This window comes from Rhodoferax sp. GW821-FHT10B06, assembly GCF_059415605.1.
On record NZ_JBWKNO010000013.1, the window covers coordinates 85,887 to 101,959 of the forward strand.

Below are 16,073 nucleotides of genomic sequence, written 5' to 3' on the forward strand. Positions count from 1 at the left end.
TTTGCAAGAGTTTTCTCTTGGACCGCTTGGGCGTACCCGTAACTATTTCGGAGAACCCAGTGCTTTTGTCTCTTCAGGGAACCTTCCCATCCGCCATCCTGGCGCTCGCAGACGGCACGGTCTTTGTTGGCAATTCCATTGGAGCCCCCGGCTCCACCGTGGGCGAGGTGGTGTTCAACACCGCCATGACCGGCTACCAGGAAATCCTCACCGACCCCAGCTACTGCCAGCAGATCGTCACCCTGACGTACCCCCACATCGGCAACTACGGTGTCAATGTGGAAGACGTTGAAGCCGCCCGCGTGCATGCCGCCGGCCTGGTCATCAAAGACCTGCCGATGGTCGCCTCCAACTTCCGCAGCCACCTGAGCTTGTCCGACTACCTGGTTCAGCAAAAGACGGTGGCGATCGCCAACCTCGACACGCGCAAGCTGACCCGCCACCTGCGTACCCATGGCGCGCAGAACGGCTGCATCCTGGCACTGCCCGCGGGCCACGATGTCACGCCCGAGGCCATTGCCCAAGCGGTGGCTGCCGCCAAGGCCGCACCCAGCATGGCCGGCCTGGACCTGGCCAAGGTGGTGTCGGCCAAGGAATCCTATGCCTGGACCCAGACCGAATGGCAGCTGCACCAAGGCTATGGCGACCAGACCGCACCGCGCTTCCACGTGGTGGCGTATGACTTTGGTGTCAAGTTCAACATCCTGCGCATGCTGGCCAGCCGTGGCTGCCGCATCACCGTGGTGCCGGCCCAGACCAGCGCCAAAGACGTGCTGGCCTTGAAGCCTGATGGCGTATTCCTGTCCAACGGCCCTGGCGACCCGGAGCCCTGCGACTACGCGATTGCCGCGACCCGCGAGCTGATCGAAACCGGCATCCCCACCTTCGGCATCTGCCTGGGCCACCAGATTATGGCCCTGGCCAGTGGCGCCAAGACCTTCAAGATGAAGTTCGGCCACCACGGCGCGAACCACCCGGTCAAAGACCTGGACGATGGCCGCGTCAGCATCACCAGCCAGAACCACGGTTTTGCCGTGGACCAGGCCAGCCTGCCGGCCAATCTGCGCGCCACCCATGTGTCCTTGTTCGACGGCACGCTGCAAGGCCTGGCCCGTACCGACAAGCCGGCGTTCTGCTTCCAGGGCCACCCTGAAGCCTCGCCCGGCCCGCACGATATCTCGTACCTGTTTGACCGCTTTACCGCACTGATGGAGAAAACAAAAAATGCCTAAGCGGACCGACCTCAAATCCATTCTGATCATTGGCGCTGGCCCGATCATCATCGGCCAGGCCTGCGAGTTCGACTACTCGGGCGTGCAAGCCTGCAAGGCGTTGCGTGAAGAAGGCTACAAAGTCATTCTGATCAACAGCAACCCTGCGACGATCATGACCGACCCGGCCACGGCCGACGTCACCTATATCGAGCCCATCACCTGGCAGACGGTCGAGAAGATTATCGCCAAGGAGCGCCCGGACGCGATCCTGCCGACCATGGGCGGCCAGACCGCGCTGAACTGCGCGCTGGACCTGTGGCACAACGGCGTGCTCGAGAAGTACAAGGTCGAGCTGATCGGCGCCAAGCCCGAAGCCATCGACAAGGCCGAAGACCGCCTGAAGTTCAAGGACGCGATGACCAAGATCGGCCTGGGTTCGGCCCGTTCCGGCATTGCGCACAGCATGCAGGAAGCCTGGGATGTGCAGAAGACCCTGGGTTTCCCCACGGTCATCCGCCCCAGCTTCACCCTGGGCGGCACCGGCGGCGGCATCGCCTATAACGCCGAAGAGTTTGAAACCATCTGCAAGCGCGGCCTGGAAGCCTCGCCGACCAACGAGCTGCTGATCGAAGAGTCGCTCTTGGGCTGGAAAGAGTACGAGATGGAAGTGGTGCGCGACACCGCCGACAACTGCATCATCGTCTGCTCAATCGAAAACCTGGACCCCATGGGCGTGCACACCGGCGACTCCATCACCGTGGCCCCCGCCCAGACCCTGACCGACAAGGAATACCAGCTGCTGCGCAACGCCAGCCTGGCGGTGCTGCGCGAAATCGGCGTGGACACCGGCGGCTCCAACGTGCAGTTCTCCATCAACCCCAAAGACGGGCGCATGGTGGTGATCGAGATGAATCCGCGCGTCTCGCGTTCCTCGGCACTGGCTTCCAAGGCCACCGGTTTCCCGATCGCCAAGGTGGCGGCCAAGCTGGCTGTCGGCTACACGCTGGACGAGCTGCGCAACGACATCACAGGCGGCGCTACGCCCGCCAGTTTCGAGCCCAGCATCGACTACGTGGTCACCAAGATCCCGCGTTTTGCGTTCGAGAAATTCCCCACTGCCGATGCGCGCCTGACCACGCAGATGAAGTCGGTTGGCGAAGTTATGGCCATGGGCCGGACCTTCCAGGAATCCTTCCAGAAAGCCCTGCGCGGCCTGGAAGTCGGCGTGGACGGCATGAACGAGAAGACCCAGGACCGCGAAGTGCTGGAAAAAGAACTCGGCGAGCCCGGTCCCGAGCGCATCTGGTACGTGGGCGACGCGTTTGCCCAGGGCATGAGCGTGGACGAAGTGTTTGCGCTGACCAAGATCGACCCCTGGTTCCTGGTGCAGATCGAGCAGATCGTGAAGATCGAGCTGGAGCTGGAAACCAAGTCGCTGGAGGACATCGACGCCGCCACGCTGCGCGCCCTGAAGCAAAAAGGCTTCTCGGACCGCCGCCTGGCCAAGCAGCTGAAGACCACCGACACCGCGGTGCGCAATGCCCGCCGTGCGCTGGGCGTGCGCCCGGTCTACAAGCGCGTTGACACCTGCGCAGCCGAGTTCGCCACCGACACCGCCTACCTGTACTCGACCTACGAGGCAGAAGGCGGCGAGTGCGAAGCCGCGCCTACCGACAAGAAGAAGATCATGGTGCTGGGGGGCGGACCGAACCGCATCGGCCAGGGCATCGAGTTCGACTACTGCTGCGTGCACGCCGCGCTGGCCATGCGCGAAGACGGATACGAGACCATCATGGTCAACTGCAACCCCGAAACCGTGTCCACCGACTACGACACCAGCGACCGCCTGTACTTCGAGCCGCTGACCCTGGAAGACGTGCTGGAGATCGTCGACAAGGAAAAGCCTTTCGGTGTGATCGTGCAGTACGGCGGCCAGACCCCATTGAAGCTGGCGCTGGATCTGGAAGCCAACGGCGTGCCGATCATCGGCACCAGCCCCGACATGATCGACGCGGCCGAAGACCGTGAACGCTTCCAGAAGCTGCTGCATGCGCTGGACCTGCGCCAGCCACCGAATGCCACGGCCCGTACCGAGCCCGAAGCGCTGGAAAAGGCTGCTGCCCTGGGTTACCCCTTGGTGGTGCGTCCCAGCTACGTGCTGGGCGGCCGCGCCATGGAAATCGTCCACGAGCAGCGCGATCTGGAGCGTTACATGCGCGAAGCCGTCAAGGTCAGCCATGACTCTCCGGTGCTGCTGGACCGCTTCCTGAACGACGCGATTGAATGCGATGTGGATGCTATCTGCGACGGCCAGCGCGTGTTCATCGGCGGCGTGATGGAACACATCGAGCAAGCCGGCGTGCACAGCGGCGACTCGGCCTGCTCCTTGCCCCCGTACTATCTGTCGGCCGAGACCGTCACCGAGATCAAGCGCCAGACCACGGCCATGGCGCATGCACTGAAAGTGGTCGGCCTGATGAACGTGCAGTTCGCCATTCAGAACGTCGACGGCAAGGATGTGATCTATGTGCTGGAAGTGAACCCGCGTGCCTCCCGCACCGTGCCCTTCGTCAGCAAGGCCACCGGCATCCAGCTGGCCAAGGTGGCGGCCCGCTGCATGGTCGGCCAGTCGCTGGACGCGCAAGGCATCCACAAGGAAGTGACTCCGCCGTATTTCAGCGTCAAGGAAGCCGTGTTCCCCTTCGTCAAGTTCCCCGGCGTGGACACGATTCTCGGCCCCGAGATGAAGTCCACCGGCGAGGTGATGGGCGTGGGCAAGACCTTTGGCGAAGCCTTTGTGAAGTCGCAGATCGGTGCGGGCACCAAGCTGCCGCGTTCCGGCGTGGCCTTTGTGTCGGTGAAGAACAACGACAAGGCCCGTGCGGTGGAAGTCGCGCGCGGTTTGGCCGCTCTGGGCTTCAGCCTGCTGGCCACCAAGGGCACGGCGGCGGCGATCCAGGCGGCGGGCATTGCCTGCAACGTGGTGAACAAGGTCACCGAGGGCCGGCCCAATATCGTGGACATGATCAAGAACAACGAGATTGCTCTGGTCATCAACACCGTGGAAGAGCGCCGCAACGCGATCGCCGATTCTCGCCACATCCGCACCTCGGCCTTGCTGGCCCGTGTCACCACCTTCACCACCATTTTTGGTGCCGAAGCGGCGGTGGAAGGCATGCAGTACCTGGACGATCTGGATGTGATCTCGGTACAGGAAATGCACGCCCAACTGCTTGCTTGATTGGCGGCTTAAAACAGAACCCGGATTTTTCTATGTCTACTATCCCTATTACCAAGCGCGGCGCTGAGACGCTGAAAGCCGAGCTGCACAAGCTCAAAACCGTGGAGCGGCCATCGGTGATCGCGGCCATCTCCGAGGCGCGGGCCCAGGGCGACTTGAGCGAAAACGCCGAATACGAAGCCGCGAAAGACCGCCAGGGCTTTATCGAAGGCCGTATCCAGGAGGTGGAAGGCAAGTTGTCCGCCGCCCAGATCATTGATCCCGCAGCACTGGATGCTGGTGGCCGCGTCGTGTTCGGCGCCACGGTCGATCTGGAAGACGAAGATTCCGGCCAGGCCGTGCAATACCAGATCGTCGGCGAAGACGAGGCCGACCTGAAGCTGGGCCGCATCAACGTGTCCAGTCCGATTGCCCGCGCTCTGATCGGCAAGGAAGTCGGCGATACCGCCGAGGTGAATGCGCCAGGCGGTATCAAACGTTATGAAGTGATGGCGGTCAGCTACATCTAAGCCATGCGCCAGCGTTTGCCCATCGGTTTGGCGGCCCTGTGGTGGGGCAGCCTGACCACGCTGGGTTTCATGGTGGTGCCATTGCTGTTCATGGTGCTGCCGACCCCGGCCTTGGCCGGCAGTACGGCGGCCAAGCTGTTTACGGCGCAAACCTGGCTGTCGATGGTCTGTACCTTGTTGCTTCTGTTGATTTCCAGGTCAAATGAGGCTCTGGCGCAGGTAAAGCATGCGCCAGTAGCTACTATTTTTATAGCTTTTGGGTTGCTTGCCGCGGTACTGGTGGAGTTTGCCGTATCCCCGCACATCGTGGCGCGGGAGAACTTGAAGCTTTGGCATAGCCTGGGTACAGGCTTGTATCTGCTGCAGTGGCTGGCAGCGGGCGCGACACTCTGGAAGGTGTCGGCCCCGCGGACCTAGATCAGGTCTGGCTGCGCTTTTTGAGGCTGGTTTTTGGCTTCGGCTTGGCGCGTTTCACCGTACCGCCTGCCGTCAGGCGCTGGTTGCCCAGAACCCGCAAAGTTTTTACTTCAGGACGCTGGCCACCGCGCGTGCTATGTTTCAGCACCTTGAAATCGCGCGGGCCGGGCATGCGGTCTTCGTCGATCTTGCGTTCCTTGGTGATTTCCGGCTGCGGGCGCCAGAGTATCAGCAGCTTGCCGATGTGCTGGATGGGGGCTGCGCCGAGTTCATCCGCCAGAGTTTGGTACATGGTTTCGCGGGCGACACGGTCGTCCGAGAAAATACGCACCTTGATCAGGCCGTGGGCGTTCAGCGCCAGGTTGACTTCTTTGATGACAGCGGGGGTCAAGCCGTCGCTGCCAACCATCACCACCGGGTTTAAATGGTGGGCTTCAGCGCGATGAACCTTGCGCTGGGCAGGGGTAAGTTGTATTTGAGACATGTCCGTATTATCAAGGCCAAGATGAAAGTTAAAACTAGAAAAGTTGTCCTCAAAGATGTACTCTTTCCTTAAGTCCCGTATTCCTCTCGTACTTCTAGCTGTGCTTTGCAGTACCTCGGTAAGTCTTCATGCGCAAAACGTAGATGGAGCGTCCCAAATGGCGAAGCAGCTAGATCCTACATGTAGGGAGTCAGCGCCTACATTTAGTAATGTCCAAGGAATGGGTGAGCTACTCAGTAAGCACCCCATTGACTATGACAAGGTCTGTAATTGTGTTCAGGCAACTATCTCTAGGGATTCGAAGTTGCAGGATTTTCTTAATGCAGAACCAAAAATAGTAGCGCAGCGTGCAAAGACTGAAGGGCTGATGGTTTATGCGACTGGTCGGGCCATCTACGCAATGATGATCTGCATCGCTCCGGAACTGGACGAGTCACTACTTCATGAAGAACTGCGTAAGTGACACACTGTTGACGAAAAAGGCCGGCTTCGGTTGTTTGCAGGGCTTGCATGTAAGCTAGCCAGATATGAAAGTAAAAACACAAAGTAAAAAAGTCAACAAGGCTTGGTTGAATGATCACGTCAATGACCCTTACGTGATATTGGCCAAAAGAGAGGGCTACCGGGCCCGTGCGGCCTACAAATTGAAGGAAATTGACGAGACCTTCCAGTTGATCAAGCCGGGGCATGTGGTGGTCGATCTGGGGTCCAGTCCGGGTGCCTGGAGCCAGTATGTACGCCGCAAGCTGTCGCCTAAGACGGCGGTGGGTGGTGGTGCTGCGGTGGGTGAGCTCAATGGCAGCATCATTGCCATCGACCTGCTACCCATGGAGCCTATCGAGGGCGTGGTGTTTTTCCAGGGCGATTTCTGCGAGCAGGGCATGCTGGACAAGCTGGCCCAGGAACTGGGTGGCCGTCTGGCGGATGTGGTGGTGTCCGATATGGCGCCGAATCTGTCGGGCATCCATTCGGCGGATGCGGCGCGGGTAGAGGGCTTAGTAGAGTTGGCCGTGGATTTCTGCCAAAGCCATTTGAAACCCCAGGGGGCTTTGGTGGTGAAGTTGTTCCATGGTGGCGCTTACGACCCGCTGGTGAAGCTGTTCAAGCAGTCTTTCCATACGGTGAAACCCATGAAACCCAAAGCTTCGCGTGACAAGTCCACGGAGACGTTCTTGGTGGGCTTGGGCTTGAAATCAGTGGCCAAAGCCCAACAGTAGTTTCGTAACAGTTTCGTAACAGTTTCGTAACAGTTTCGTAACAGTACGGTGGATTGCGTAGTTGTACCGTTAAACCCTTGTTACGCCTGTGGCTGCCATAGTCAAGATATAAGGTGCGTGGCCTTGAAACGCCTAAAATAGTACGCACTTACGTTGAAGTCTTTCTACCGGAGCCTTGCTTGAAAAATCCGTGGTTTTCCAAAATTGCCGTCTGGCTCGTCATTGCGATGGTGCTATTCACGGTTTTCAAACAGTTCGACACCCGCGCTAGCGTGGGGTCTGGCTATCTTGGCTATTCCGAGTTTCTGGACGAAGTGCGTAACAAGCACATCAAGACAGCAACCATACAGGAAGGCCAGGGCGGTACCGAGATTGTGGCCATCACCAATGATGACCGCCGTATCCGCACCAATGCCACTTATCTGGACCGTGGCTTGGTTGGTGATCTGATCGCCAACAATGTCAAATTCGACGTCAAGCCCCGCGAAGAAGGTTCCTTGCTCACCACGCTATTGGTCAGCTGGGGCCCCATGTTGCTGTTGATTGGCGTCTGGGTGTACTTCATGCGCCAGATGCAAGGTGGCGGCAAGGGTGGTGCGTTCAGCTTCGGCAAGAGCAAGGCCCGCATGCTGGACGAAAACAACAACGTTGTGACCTTTGCCGATGTGGCGGGTTGCGACGAGGCCAAGGAAGAGGTCAAGGAAGTCGTGGACTTCCTGAAAGACCCGCAAAAATTTCAAAAACTGGGTGGCCGTATTCCGCGTGGGTTGCTGCTGGTAGGCCCTCCTGGTACTGGTAAGACGCTGTTGGCCAAGGGCATTGCTGGTGAAGCCAAGGTGCCTTTCTTCTCGATTTCCGGTTCTGATTTCGTCGAAATGTTCGTCGGCGTGGGCGCAGCCCGTGTTCGCGACATGTTTGAGAACGCTAAAAAGAACGCACCCTGCATCATCTTCATTGATGAAATCGACGCAGTTGGCCGCCAACGTGGCGCCGGCTTGGGCGGCGGTAACGACGAACGTGAACAAACCTTGAACCAGATGCTGGTCGAGATGGACGGTTTTGAAACCAATCTCGGCGTGATCGTGGTGGCTGCTACCAACCGCCCTGACATTCTGGATGCGGCCTTGCTGCGCCCAGGCCGCTTCGACCGCCAGGTCTACGTAACGCTGCCGGACATCCGTGGTCGTGAGCAGATCCTGCATGTGCACATGCGCAAGGTACCGGTCAGCCAGGACGTGAACGCCAGCATCATTGCCCGTGGTACGCCCGGCATGTCGGGTGCGGACCTCGCCAACCTGTGCAATGAAGCTGCGCTGATGGCCGCTCGCCGCAATGCCCGTGTAGTGGAAATGCAGGACTTCGAGAAGGCCAAGGACAAGATCCTGATGGGCCCGGAACGCAAGAGCATGGTTATGCCCGAGGAAGAGCGCCGCAACACGGCCTACCACGAGTCTGGCCACGCCCTGATCGGCAAGCTGCTGCCCAAGTGCGACCCAGTGCACAAAGTTACCGTCATCCCCCGTGGCCGTGCGCTTGGTGTGACCATGAGCTTGCCGGCCCAAGACCGCTACAGCTACGACAGCGAATACATGCTGAGCCAGATCAGCATGTTGTTCGGTGGTCGTATCGCCGAAGAAGTGTTCATGAACCAGATGACCACCGGCGCCAGCAACGATTTCGAGCGTGCCACCTCCATCGCCCGCGATATGGTGACCCGTTACGGCATGACCGATGCACTGGGCCCGATGGTGTACGCGGAAAACGAAGGCGAAGTGTTTCTGGGCCGCTCGGTGACCAAGACCACCAATATGAGCGAACAGACGATGCAAAAGGTGGACAGTGAAGTCCGCCGCATCATCGATCAGCAATACTCCTTGGCGCGCAAGCTGATCGAAGACAACGCCGACAAAATGCACGCCATGGCCAAGGCCTTGCTGGAATGGGAAACCATCGATATCGACCAGATTGATGACATCATGGCCGGCCGGGAGCCGCGTCCTCCCAAGGACTGGACGCCGCGCACACCAACGGGTGGCGGCAGCAATGGTGGCAGCGGCGGAGCACCTGCTGTCACTACTGACCCAGCACCTACCGCAGCCTGAGCGCTGCGCCGGTTGAAAAGGGCCCTCTGAGGGCCCTTTTCTGTTTTTGAGGTAGTTGAAGTAGTCCTTCTCGGTATTGAGCGCTCATGTATTGGCAAACGTCCCGCTTTCAGGTTAATTTGGATCAGCCCCAGGTCATGGGCATCGTCAACCTCACCCCTGACTCGTTTTCAGACGGTGGCCAGCATGCAGTCACCTCGGCTGCCTTGGCGCATTGTGAGCAGTTGCTGCGCGACGGGGCCCAGATTCTGGACCTGGGCGCGGAGTCCACCCGCCCTGGCGCCCAGCCGGTGCCGGTAGAGCAGGAGCTGGCACGCCTGCTGCCCGTGTTGCGTGCGGCAGCCACCTTGGGTGTACCTATTTCGGTGGATAGCTACAAGCCGCAGGTCATGCAGGCCGCGCTGGATGCCGGAGCGGACATCGTCAACGATATCTGGGCGCTGCGTTGGACGGACCCCGCCGCACCGCAGTACCGAGGCCCTGACATCGTGGCCAGCCATTCGTCATGCGGAATCTGCCTGATGCATATGCACCGTGAACCTATGACCATGCAGGCCATGCCCATGCAAGGCGATGTGGTGCAGCAGGTGCTATTGTTTTTGAAGCGCTCGGCGCAGGGTTTGTCTGCGCTGGGGGTTGAAAAGGCTCGTATTACACTCGACCCTGGTGTTGGCTTTGGCAAAACAGTGGAGCAGAACTTTGCCCTGCTGGCGCGCCAGTCTGAACTGCTGGCCTTGGAGTATCCGCTCTTGGTGGGTTGGTCTCGCAAATCTTCTTTGGCCCTGATGGGTGTTGGTAGTGGCGCTTTGCCCCCGCAGGAGCGGCTGGTGCCCAGCATAGCGGCCGCCTTGCTGGCGGTGGAGCGTGGTGCCCGTATCGTGCGCGTGCATGACGTGGCCCAGACGGTACAGGCCCTCAAGGTTTGGCGGACGGCGAGCGCTGGTTGAGACAGCTATTAGAAAACTAGCAAAATTGCGATGTAATCGCACGCATTTCATAAGAACAGGAAAAAAATGACCCGTACCTATTTCGGCACCGACGGCATTCGAGGCACCGTCGGCCAGGCTCCCATCACCCCTGATTTTGTACTGCGCCTGGCCCATGCCGTGGGGCGCGTGCTGAAGCAGACCGAGGCCCGTCCCACCGTGCTGATTGGCAAGGACACCCGTATTTCCGGTTATATGCTGGAGTCCGCGTTGGAGTCCGGCTTCAACTCTGCCGGTGTCGACGTGGTCTTGCTGGGGCCGCTGCCCACCCCGGGCGTGGCTTATTTGACGCGCGCGCAGCGTGCCAGCCTGGGTGTTGTCATCAGTGCCAGCCACAACCCCTTTCCGGACAACGGTATCAAGTTCTTCAGCGCCGAAGGCACCAAGCTGCCCGACGTCTGGGAAATGGCGGTCGAAGAGGCCTTGGACAAACCTCCGGTGTGGGCCGATTCCGCCTCACTGGGCAAGACCCGCCGCCTGGACGATGCCGCTGGCCGCTATATCGAATTTTGCAAAAGCACCTTCTCCAACGCGCTGACGCTGAAAGGCTTGCGCATCGTGGTGGATGCCGCCCATGGCGCGGCGTACCACATTGCGCCTAAGGTCTTCCACGAGCTGGGCGCCGAGGTTATCGCCATCGGCTGCGCACCCGATGGTCTGAACATCAACCACAAGGTGGGGGCGACCCATCCCCAAGCCCTGGTAGAGGCCGTCAAAGCCCACCAGGCCCACTTTGGCGTGGCCTTGGATGGCGATGCCGACCGTCTGCAAATGGTGGACAGCCAGGGCAGGCTGTTCAACGGCGACGAGATCCTGTACCTGATGGTGAAAGAGCGTCTGTCGCGGGGCGGCAAAGCCGCTAGCAAGCGCGCGGGCGATGCCGTGCCCGGTGTGGTGGGCACCTTGATGACCAATATGGCCGTGGAGCTGGCTTTGCAGGAACAGGGCGTGGAATTGGTGCGCGCCAAGGTGGGTGACCGCTATGTGCTGGAAGAACTGGAAAAACGCGGCTGGTTGCTGGGTGGCGAGGGCTCCGGCCATTTGCTGGCGCTGGACAAGCACACCACGGGCGACGGCCTGGTCAGTGCGCTACAAGTGCTGCAAGCCTGCGTGCGCGCCGGTCAAAGCCTGTCTGAACTTCTGGCCGACCTGACCCTGTTTCCACAAACCCTGGTGAATGTACGTCTGCAGCCTGGCCAGGACTGGAAGGCCAATACCCAGCTGCCAATTGCCACCAAGGCGGTGGAGGCCGAGCTGGGCAAGAACGGCCGTGTGCTGATACGCGCCAGCGGCACTGAACCCCTGGTGCGCGTCATGGTGGAAGCCCGCGACGCGCAGCAGGCCCAGGCCTGCGCCGAGCGGATCGCGGCGACCTTGCGCTGAGAGTCTCTACAGCTAAGCAAGGGCCGCCATGTTGCGGCCCCTCGTCTTTAGCCTGCTCGGCGCCACTGCGAGATGTATCAGTTGTAATGTCACGCTGACGCCATAAAACCTACACGGTGTTGTCATGACGCTCTTTCAGACTCTCTCCAACACAGGAGAAGTCCATGAAAGAACTGCCTACCCCCACCTTTGCACTTTCGCCGTTGACGCCCGCGTCTTTGCTTCGGGGGTCACTTCATCGACGCTCAGAACGGTTGGAAGCACCGGGCCGCAGTGCGGATGCGCAGCCTGGGGCGGGGTTCGTGGTTTCCTGGGCGCGGCAGCAGGATGAAGTCCGCGAAGCCCAGCGCCTGAGGTACCAGGTTTTTGCGGTGGAAATGGGCGCACGCCTGTCCAGCCGCGTACCGGGCCACGATGTGGACCTGTTCGATGACTTTTGCGAGCATCTGCTGGTGCGGGATGTGGCTACCCAGGAAGTGATTGGCACCTACCGCGTGCTCACCCCGGTTCAGGCCAAGCGCGTGGGCAGCACCTACAGCGATACCGAATTTGACCTGGTGCGCTTGCGCAGCCTGCGCAGCCGCATGGTGGAGCTGGGCCGCAGCTGCGTGCATCCCGCGCACCGCCATGGTGGCGTGATCCTGGCCCTGTGGGGTGCCTTGGCCGAATTCATGCAGCGCAACCAGCTCGACACCATGGTGGGCTGTGCCAGCATCCCCATGCTGCACAACGGCCTGGTCAGCGGCGACGCGGCAGCCAGCATCTGGCGCCAGCTGCAGGCCAGCCATATGGCACCGATTGAATACCATGTGCAACCCCGCTTGCCGCTGCCTTTGCACCAGTTCGACAGCAGCCTGGACATCGAGCCACCGGCTCTGATCCGCGGCTACTTGCGCTTGGGCGCCAAGGTGCTGGGCGCACCGGCCTGGGACCCGGACTTCAACACCGCCGACCTGCCCATGCTGATGCGCGTGGCCGACTTGCCAGGCCGCTACCGCAAACAGTTCAAGGGTTGAAAGCCTTTTAGGCAAGCTTCGCGAAGCCGCCGTTCCAGAAGTACCGCGGAACTGGCTTTGCCAGGCCGCTGGTACTGCCCCCTGCAAGGGGGGTGGCGGAAAGTGCTACGCACTGGAGCCTGGGGGTGTTACACAGATACGTAGGCTAGGCGCACGTAAATCGGCGCAAAGGCCTCGGCCTGGACGATTTCCACCAGGGTTTCCTTCCCAAGCTCCAGCAGGGCGATGAAGGTCACGACCAGCACCGACATGCCCTTGGCCGGGTCGAACAGTTCTTCAAACTCGACGAACTTGCGGCCCTGCAGCACCTTCAGCACAAAGCTCATGTGTTCGCGCACCGACAGTTCCTCGCGGCTGATCTTGTGGTGCTGCACCAGCTTGGCTCGGCGCAGAATGTCGCGCCAGGCCTCTTGCAGATCGGCGATGTGGACCTCGGGCAGGCGCGGCTGCAGCGCTTGTTCGATGTAGACCTGGGCCTTCAGGAAGTCGCGGCCGAACTGCGGCAAGGCGTTGAGCCGGGCGGCGGCCAGTTTGATCTGCTCGTACTCCAGCAGGCGGCGCACCAGGGCGGCACGCGGGTCTTCGGCCTCTTCTCCCTCGGCCACCTTCTTGGGCGGTAGCAGCATGCGCGACTTGATCTCGATCAGCATGGCCGCCATCAGCAGATAGTCGGCTGCAAGCTCCAGGTTGCGGCTGCGGATCTCGTCCACATAGGCCAGGTACTGGCGCGTCAGCGGCGCCATGGGGATGTCGAGGATGTTGAAGTTCTGCTTGCGTATCAGGTACAGCAGCAAGTCCAGCGGGCCTTCGAAGGCCTCCAGAAACACCTCCAGCGCGTCGGGCGGGATGTACAGGTCCAGTGGCATGGCAAACAGCGGCTCGCCGTACAGGCGCGCCAAGGCCACCTGGTCAACCACTGCGGGCATGCTTTCCAGGGCGGCGGCACTGCCTGCGGGCAATGCTTCTGCGTCCGCGTGTGCGGGCTTGGCGGATGCCATTGCTGCTATGGAATAAATAGCTGCTTGCGCAGGTACTACCTGCGCTGCAAGCAGTTTTCTATTTAGCTATTGGTTTGGTAGACGTAGGGCTTTTGCTCGACCCGGCCGGCGCGGAATTCGGCCTGCGCGTCGCGGTCCACTTTTTTGTCCCACAGCAGGGCACGGCCTGCGAGTTGCTGGGCCTCCAGCTGGGGTTTTTGGGCTTTCAGCTGTTCGATGAAATCCGTGGTTTCGGACGTGTAGTCGGCGCGGCGGAAGAAGGGCATAAACTAAACCTCAGTGTTGGCTCTGGCATGCCGCAGAACGGGCATGGATGGGCGTGATTTTACCGGGGGCGCGTGTGGTGCAAAGGATTTGGCGAATGGCGTTGATGGCGACGATCTGGGCCGCCGTGGTGGGCCTGCTGGGCTGTGATGCGCAGCGTATAGACCAGCTCGAAGAAGGTGTGGCCACCGAGGCCGATGTGCGCGCCCAGTTCGGCACGCCCGAGAACATCTGGGACGCGCCCGGTGGCGCCCGTATCTTTGAATACAACCGCCAACCCGCCGGTCACCGCAACTACATGGTCACCATAGCCCCGGACGGCAAGATGGCCGCGCTGCGCCAGGTGCTGACGCCGGAGAACTTCGCCAAGGTGCAGCCCGGCATGGCCATGGAAGAGGTGCGCCGCATGCTGGGCAAGCCCATGAAGATCACGCCCTTTGTGCTCAAGCACGAGACCGACTACGACTGGCGCTACCTGTTGCCGCCCAACCAGTCCATGGTGTTCACCGTGGTGTTTGACCCGGATATGCGGGTGCTGCGCACCTTGTCCGTCACCGACCCGGACACCGAGCGGCGCTAGCGCAATCTCAGTACCGGGTGGCCGGCGCCGGCTGGAAGCCGTTCAGCCGCGCCGCAAAGCCCGAGCGCTCCATCAGCCCGCGTGGCTGGGGGTTCACATGGCGGATGTGCAGCTGGCCACCGTGCTGCAGCACCACCTTGAACAGCTGCTCCAGCGCGTCCAGGCCGGTCGCATCCAACGAGATCAACTGCGATGCGTCCAGCTCCACCCGCATGCCCGCAGGGTGTTTTTCCACCGCCCGCACAATGGGGTCGATCTTGGCCACCGCGCCAAAAAACAGCGCGCCATACAGCTTGAATGCCAACACCTCCGGTTTGGACGGCAGCGGTGCCACGCGGAACAGCGAACTCATGCGGCGTATGAAAAGAATGCAGGCCAGCACCATGCCCACCTCCACGGCCACGGTCAGGTCGAACACCACGGTCAGAAAGAAGGTACCCAGCAACAGCGTGCGGTAGTGGCTGCTGAAGTTGCGCAGGCGCACAAACTCATGCCATTCGCCCATGTTCCAGGCCACGAACAGCAATATGCCTGCCAGCACCGCCAGCGGGATGTACAGGGCCAGAGGCGCGGCCACCAGCACCACCACGGCCAGCACCAGGGCGTGTACGATGCCCGCGATGGGTGATGTGGCGCCGGAGCGGATATTCGTCACCGTGCGCGCAATCGTGCCGGTGGCCGGCATGCCGCCAAAGAAAGCCACCACGAAATTGGCCACGCCCTGGGCCATCAGCTCCTGGTTGGGGTCGTGCTTCACATGGTGTGGGTCGGTGGCCAACTGGTCGGCTACGCGGGCGCACAGCAGCGACTCGATGGCGCCCAGCAGAGCGATGGTGATGGTGGGCGTCACCAGCAGGCGCACCGTGGCCCAGCTGAAGTCGGGCAGCGCAAACGCCGGCAGGCCGCCCGGAATCTGGCCAAAGCGGCTGCCCAGCGTCTCTACCGGCAGGTCCAGACCCCAGGCCAGCAGCGACAGGCTGACCAGCGCCATGATGGGCCCGGGCACGCGGGCAAAAGTGCGCACCGTGCGCCCCTCCAGCAGGCGTATCACTGGCGAGCCCTGCACGAATATGCGCGGCCAGACCACCAGGCCCAGGATGCACAGCGCGCCCAGCGCGAAGGCATACGGGTTGGCGCTGCCCAGGTGGGCGGCAATGGTCTTGATCTGCGAGAAGAAGTCGCCCGGCATCTTGGCAATGTCCAGCCCCAGCAAGTCCTTCAGCTGCGATAGCGCAATCAGCACCGCAATGCCGTTGGTGAAGCCGATGACGATGCTCACCGGCACATAGCGCACCAGCGTGCCCAGCTTGAACAGGCCCAGGCCGAACAGCAGCACGCCCGCGCAGGCGGTGGAGATCAGCAGGTTGGCCACGCCGTAGCGCTCGACGATGCCGTAGACGATGACGATGAAGGCCCCCGCCGGCCCGCCAATCTGCACCGTGGTGCCACCGAGCGCGGAGATGATGAAGCCGGCGATGATGGCCGTCCACAGCCCCGCCTGGGGCGTGAGGCCGCTGGCAATCGCAAACGCCATGGCCAGCGGCAGGGCCACGATGCCCACCGTGACGCCCGAGCCCACGTCCTTGGCGAAACGCTCCCCGCTATAGCCGCGCAACGCGTCCCACAGACGCGGGCGGAAGCGGGCAAGCGGGGAGGCCATGC

General features: G+C 61.2%; 15 protein-coding genes. 11 read left to right on the top strand and 4 right to left on the bottom strand.

All coding sequences use genetic code 11. The features are described 5' to 3' along the window. Window positions 1-59: 59 nt before the first annotated feature. The 4 genes from carA to AC07O2_RS18820 are packed head-to-tail and all read left to right on the top strand — an operon-like array spanning window position 60 to window position 5,381. On the top strand, window positions 60-1,232 hold the full coding sequence (carA, locus tag AC07O2_RS18805) for a glutamine-hydrolyzing carbamoyl-phosphate synthase small subunit (protein WP_116606085.1): 1,173 nt from the start codon (window positions 60-62) through the stop codon (window positions 1,230-1,232). After that, window positions 1,225-4,455 carry a carbamoyl-phosphate synthase large subunit gene (gene carB, locus AC07O2_RS18810; RefSeq protein ID WP_495077270.1) on the top strand — a complete coding sequence of 1,077 codons (3,231 nt, stop codon included), beginning with the start codon at window positions 1,225-1,227 and terminating at the stop codon, window positions 4,453-4,455. Before carA ends, carB begins: the two co-directional genes overlap by 8 nt. A gap of 32 nt (window positions 4,456-4,487) precedes the next feature. Beyond that, window positions 4,488-4,964, top strand: coding sequence for a transcription elongation factor GreA (greA, locus tag AC07O2_RS18815; RefSeq protein ID WP_495077271.1), 477 nt, complete (start codon window positions 4,488-4,490; stop codon window positions 4,962-4,964). A 3-nt stretch (window positions 4,965-4,967) separates the two neighbouring features. Further along, the gene (locus AC07O2_RS18820; protein ID WP_495077272.1) at window positions 4,968-5,381 is read left to right on the top strand and encodes a DUF4149 domain-containing protein; all 414 of its coding nucleotides are present in this window, start codon (window positions 4,968-4,970) and stop codon (window positions 5,379-5,381) included. 1 nt (window position 5,382) lies between these two features. Here AC07O2_RS18820 and AC07O2_RS18825 read toward each other — a convergent pair whose 3' ends face one another. Beyond that, entirely contained in the window at window positions 5,383-5,865 is a 483-nt protein-coding gene (locus tag AC07O2_RS18825; protein ID WP_490592661.1) for a YhbY family RNA-binding protein, read from the bottom strand. A 220-nt stretch (window positions 5,866-6,085) separates the two neighbouring features. Between AC07O2_RS18825 and AC07O2_RS18830 the strand changes: the two genes are divergently transcribed. The 6 genes from AC07O2_RS18830 to AC07O2_RS18855 all read left to right on the top strand — a co-directional run bounded on the left by AC07O2_RS18830 (window position 6,086) and on the right by AC07O2_RS18855 (window position 12,569). Next, window positions 6,086-6,328, top strand: a complete 243-nt coding sequence (locus AC07O2_RS18830) for a hypothetical protein (protein ID WP_495077273.1) — start codon at window positions 6,086-6,088, stop codon at window positions 6,326-6,328. A 64-nt stretch (window positions 6,329-6,392) separates the two neighbouring features. Further along, on the top strand, window positions 6,393-7,082 hold the full coding sequence (locus tag AC07O2_RS18835; RefSeq protein ID WP_495077274.1) for an RlmE family RNA methyltransferase: 690 nt from the start codon (window positions 6,393-6,395) through the stop codon (window positions 7,080-7,082). Window positions 7,083-7,261: 179 nt separating this feature from the next. Continuing rightward, the gene (gene ftsH / locus AC07O2_RS18840) at window positions 7,262-9,184 is read left to right on the top strand and encodes an ATP-dependent zinc metalloprotease FtsH (RefSeq protein ID WP_495077275.1); all 1,923 of its coding nucleotides are present in this window, start codon (window positions 7,262-7,264) and stop codon (window positions 9,182-9,184) included. 86 nt (window positions 9,185-9,270) lie between these two features. Then, window positions 9,271-10,131, top strand: coding sequence for a dihydropteroate synthase (folP, locus tag AC07O2_RS18845; RefSeq protein WP_495077276.1), 861 nt, complete (start codon window positions 9,271-9,273; stop codon window positions 10,129-10,131). A gap of 66 nt (window positions 10,132-10,197) precedes the next feature. Next, window positions 10,198-11,553 carry a phosphoglucosamine mutase gene (gene glmM / locus AC07O2_RS18850; RefSeq protein WP_495077277.1) on the top strand — a complete coding sequence of 452 codons (1,356 nt, stop codon included), beginning with the start codon at window positions 10,198-10,200 and terminating at the stop codon, window positions 11,551-11,553. A gap of 164 nt (window positions 11,554-11,717) precedes the next feature. Further along, a complete protein-coding gene (locus tag AC07O2_RS18855; RefSeq protein ID WP_495077278.1) occupies window positions 11,718-12,569 on the top strand; it encodes a GNAT family N-acetyltransferase in 852 nt (283 codons plus the stop codon). Between the two features lie 128 nt (window positions 12,570-12,697). Here AC07O2_RS18855 and AC07O2_RS18860 read toward each other — a convergent pair whose 3' ends face one another. Both AC07O2_RS18860 and AC07O2_RS18865 read right to left on the bottom strand, forming a co-directional pair. Continuing rightward, window positions 12,698-13,567 (bottom strand): segregation and condensation protein A, encoded by an 870-nt coding sequence (locus tag AC07O2_RS18860; RefSeq protein WP_495077279.1) that lies wholly within the window; start codon window positions 13,565-13,567, stop codon window positions 12,698-12,700. A 62-nt stretch (window positions 13,568-13,629) separates the two neighbouring features. Continuing rightward, window positions 13,630-13,833: a DUF3460 family protein gene (locus AC07O2_RS18865; protein WP_495077280.1), complete on the bottom strand. Its 204-nt coding sequence runs from the start codon at window positions 13,831-13,833 to the stop codon at window positions 13,630-13,632. 95 nt (window positions 13,834-13,928) lie between these two features. Here AC07O2_RS18865 and bamE point away from each other — a divergent pair, with 95 nt between their 5' ends. Then, complete coding sequence (gene bamE / locus AC07O2_RS18870) at window positions 13,929-14,411, top strand: outer membrane protein assembly factor BamE domain-containing protein (RefSeq protein ID WP_495077281.1); 483 nt, start codon at window positions 13,929-13,931, stop codon at window positions 14,409-14,411. Window positions 14,412-14,418: 7 nt separating this feature from the next. Here the strand turns inward: bamE and AC07O2_RS18875 are convergent, their stop codons facing one another. Further along, on the bottom strand, window positions 14,419-16,071 hold the full coding sequence (locus AC07O2_RS18875; RefSeq protein ID WP_495077282.1) for a SulP family inorganic anion transporter: 1,653 nt from the start codon (window positions 16,069-16,071) through the stop codon (window positions 14,419-14,421). Window positions 16,072-16,073: the final 2 nt, after the last annotated feature.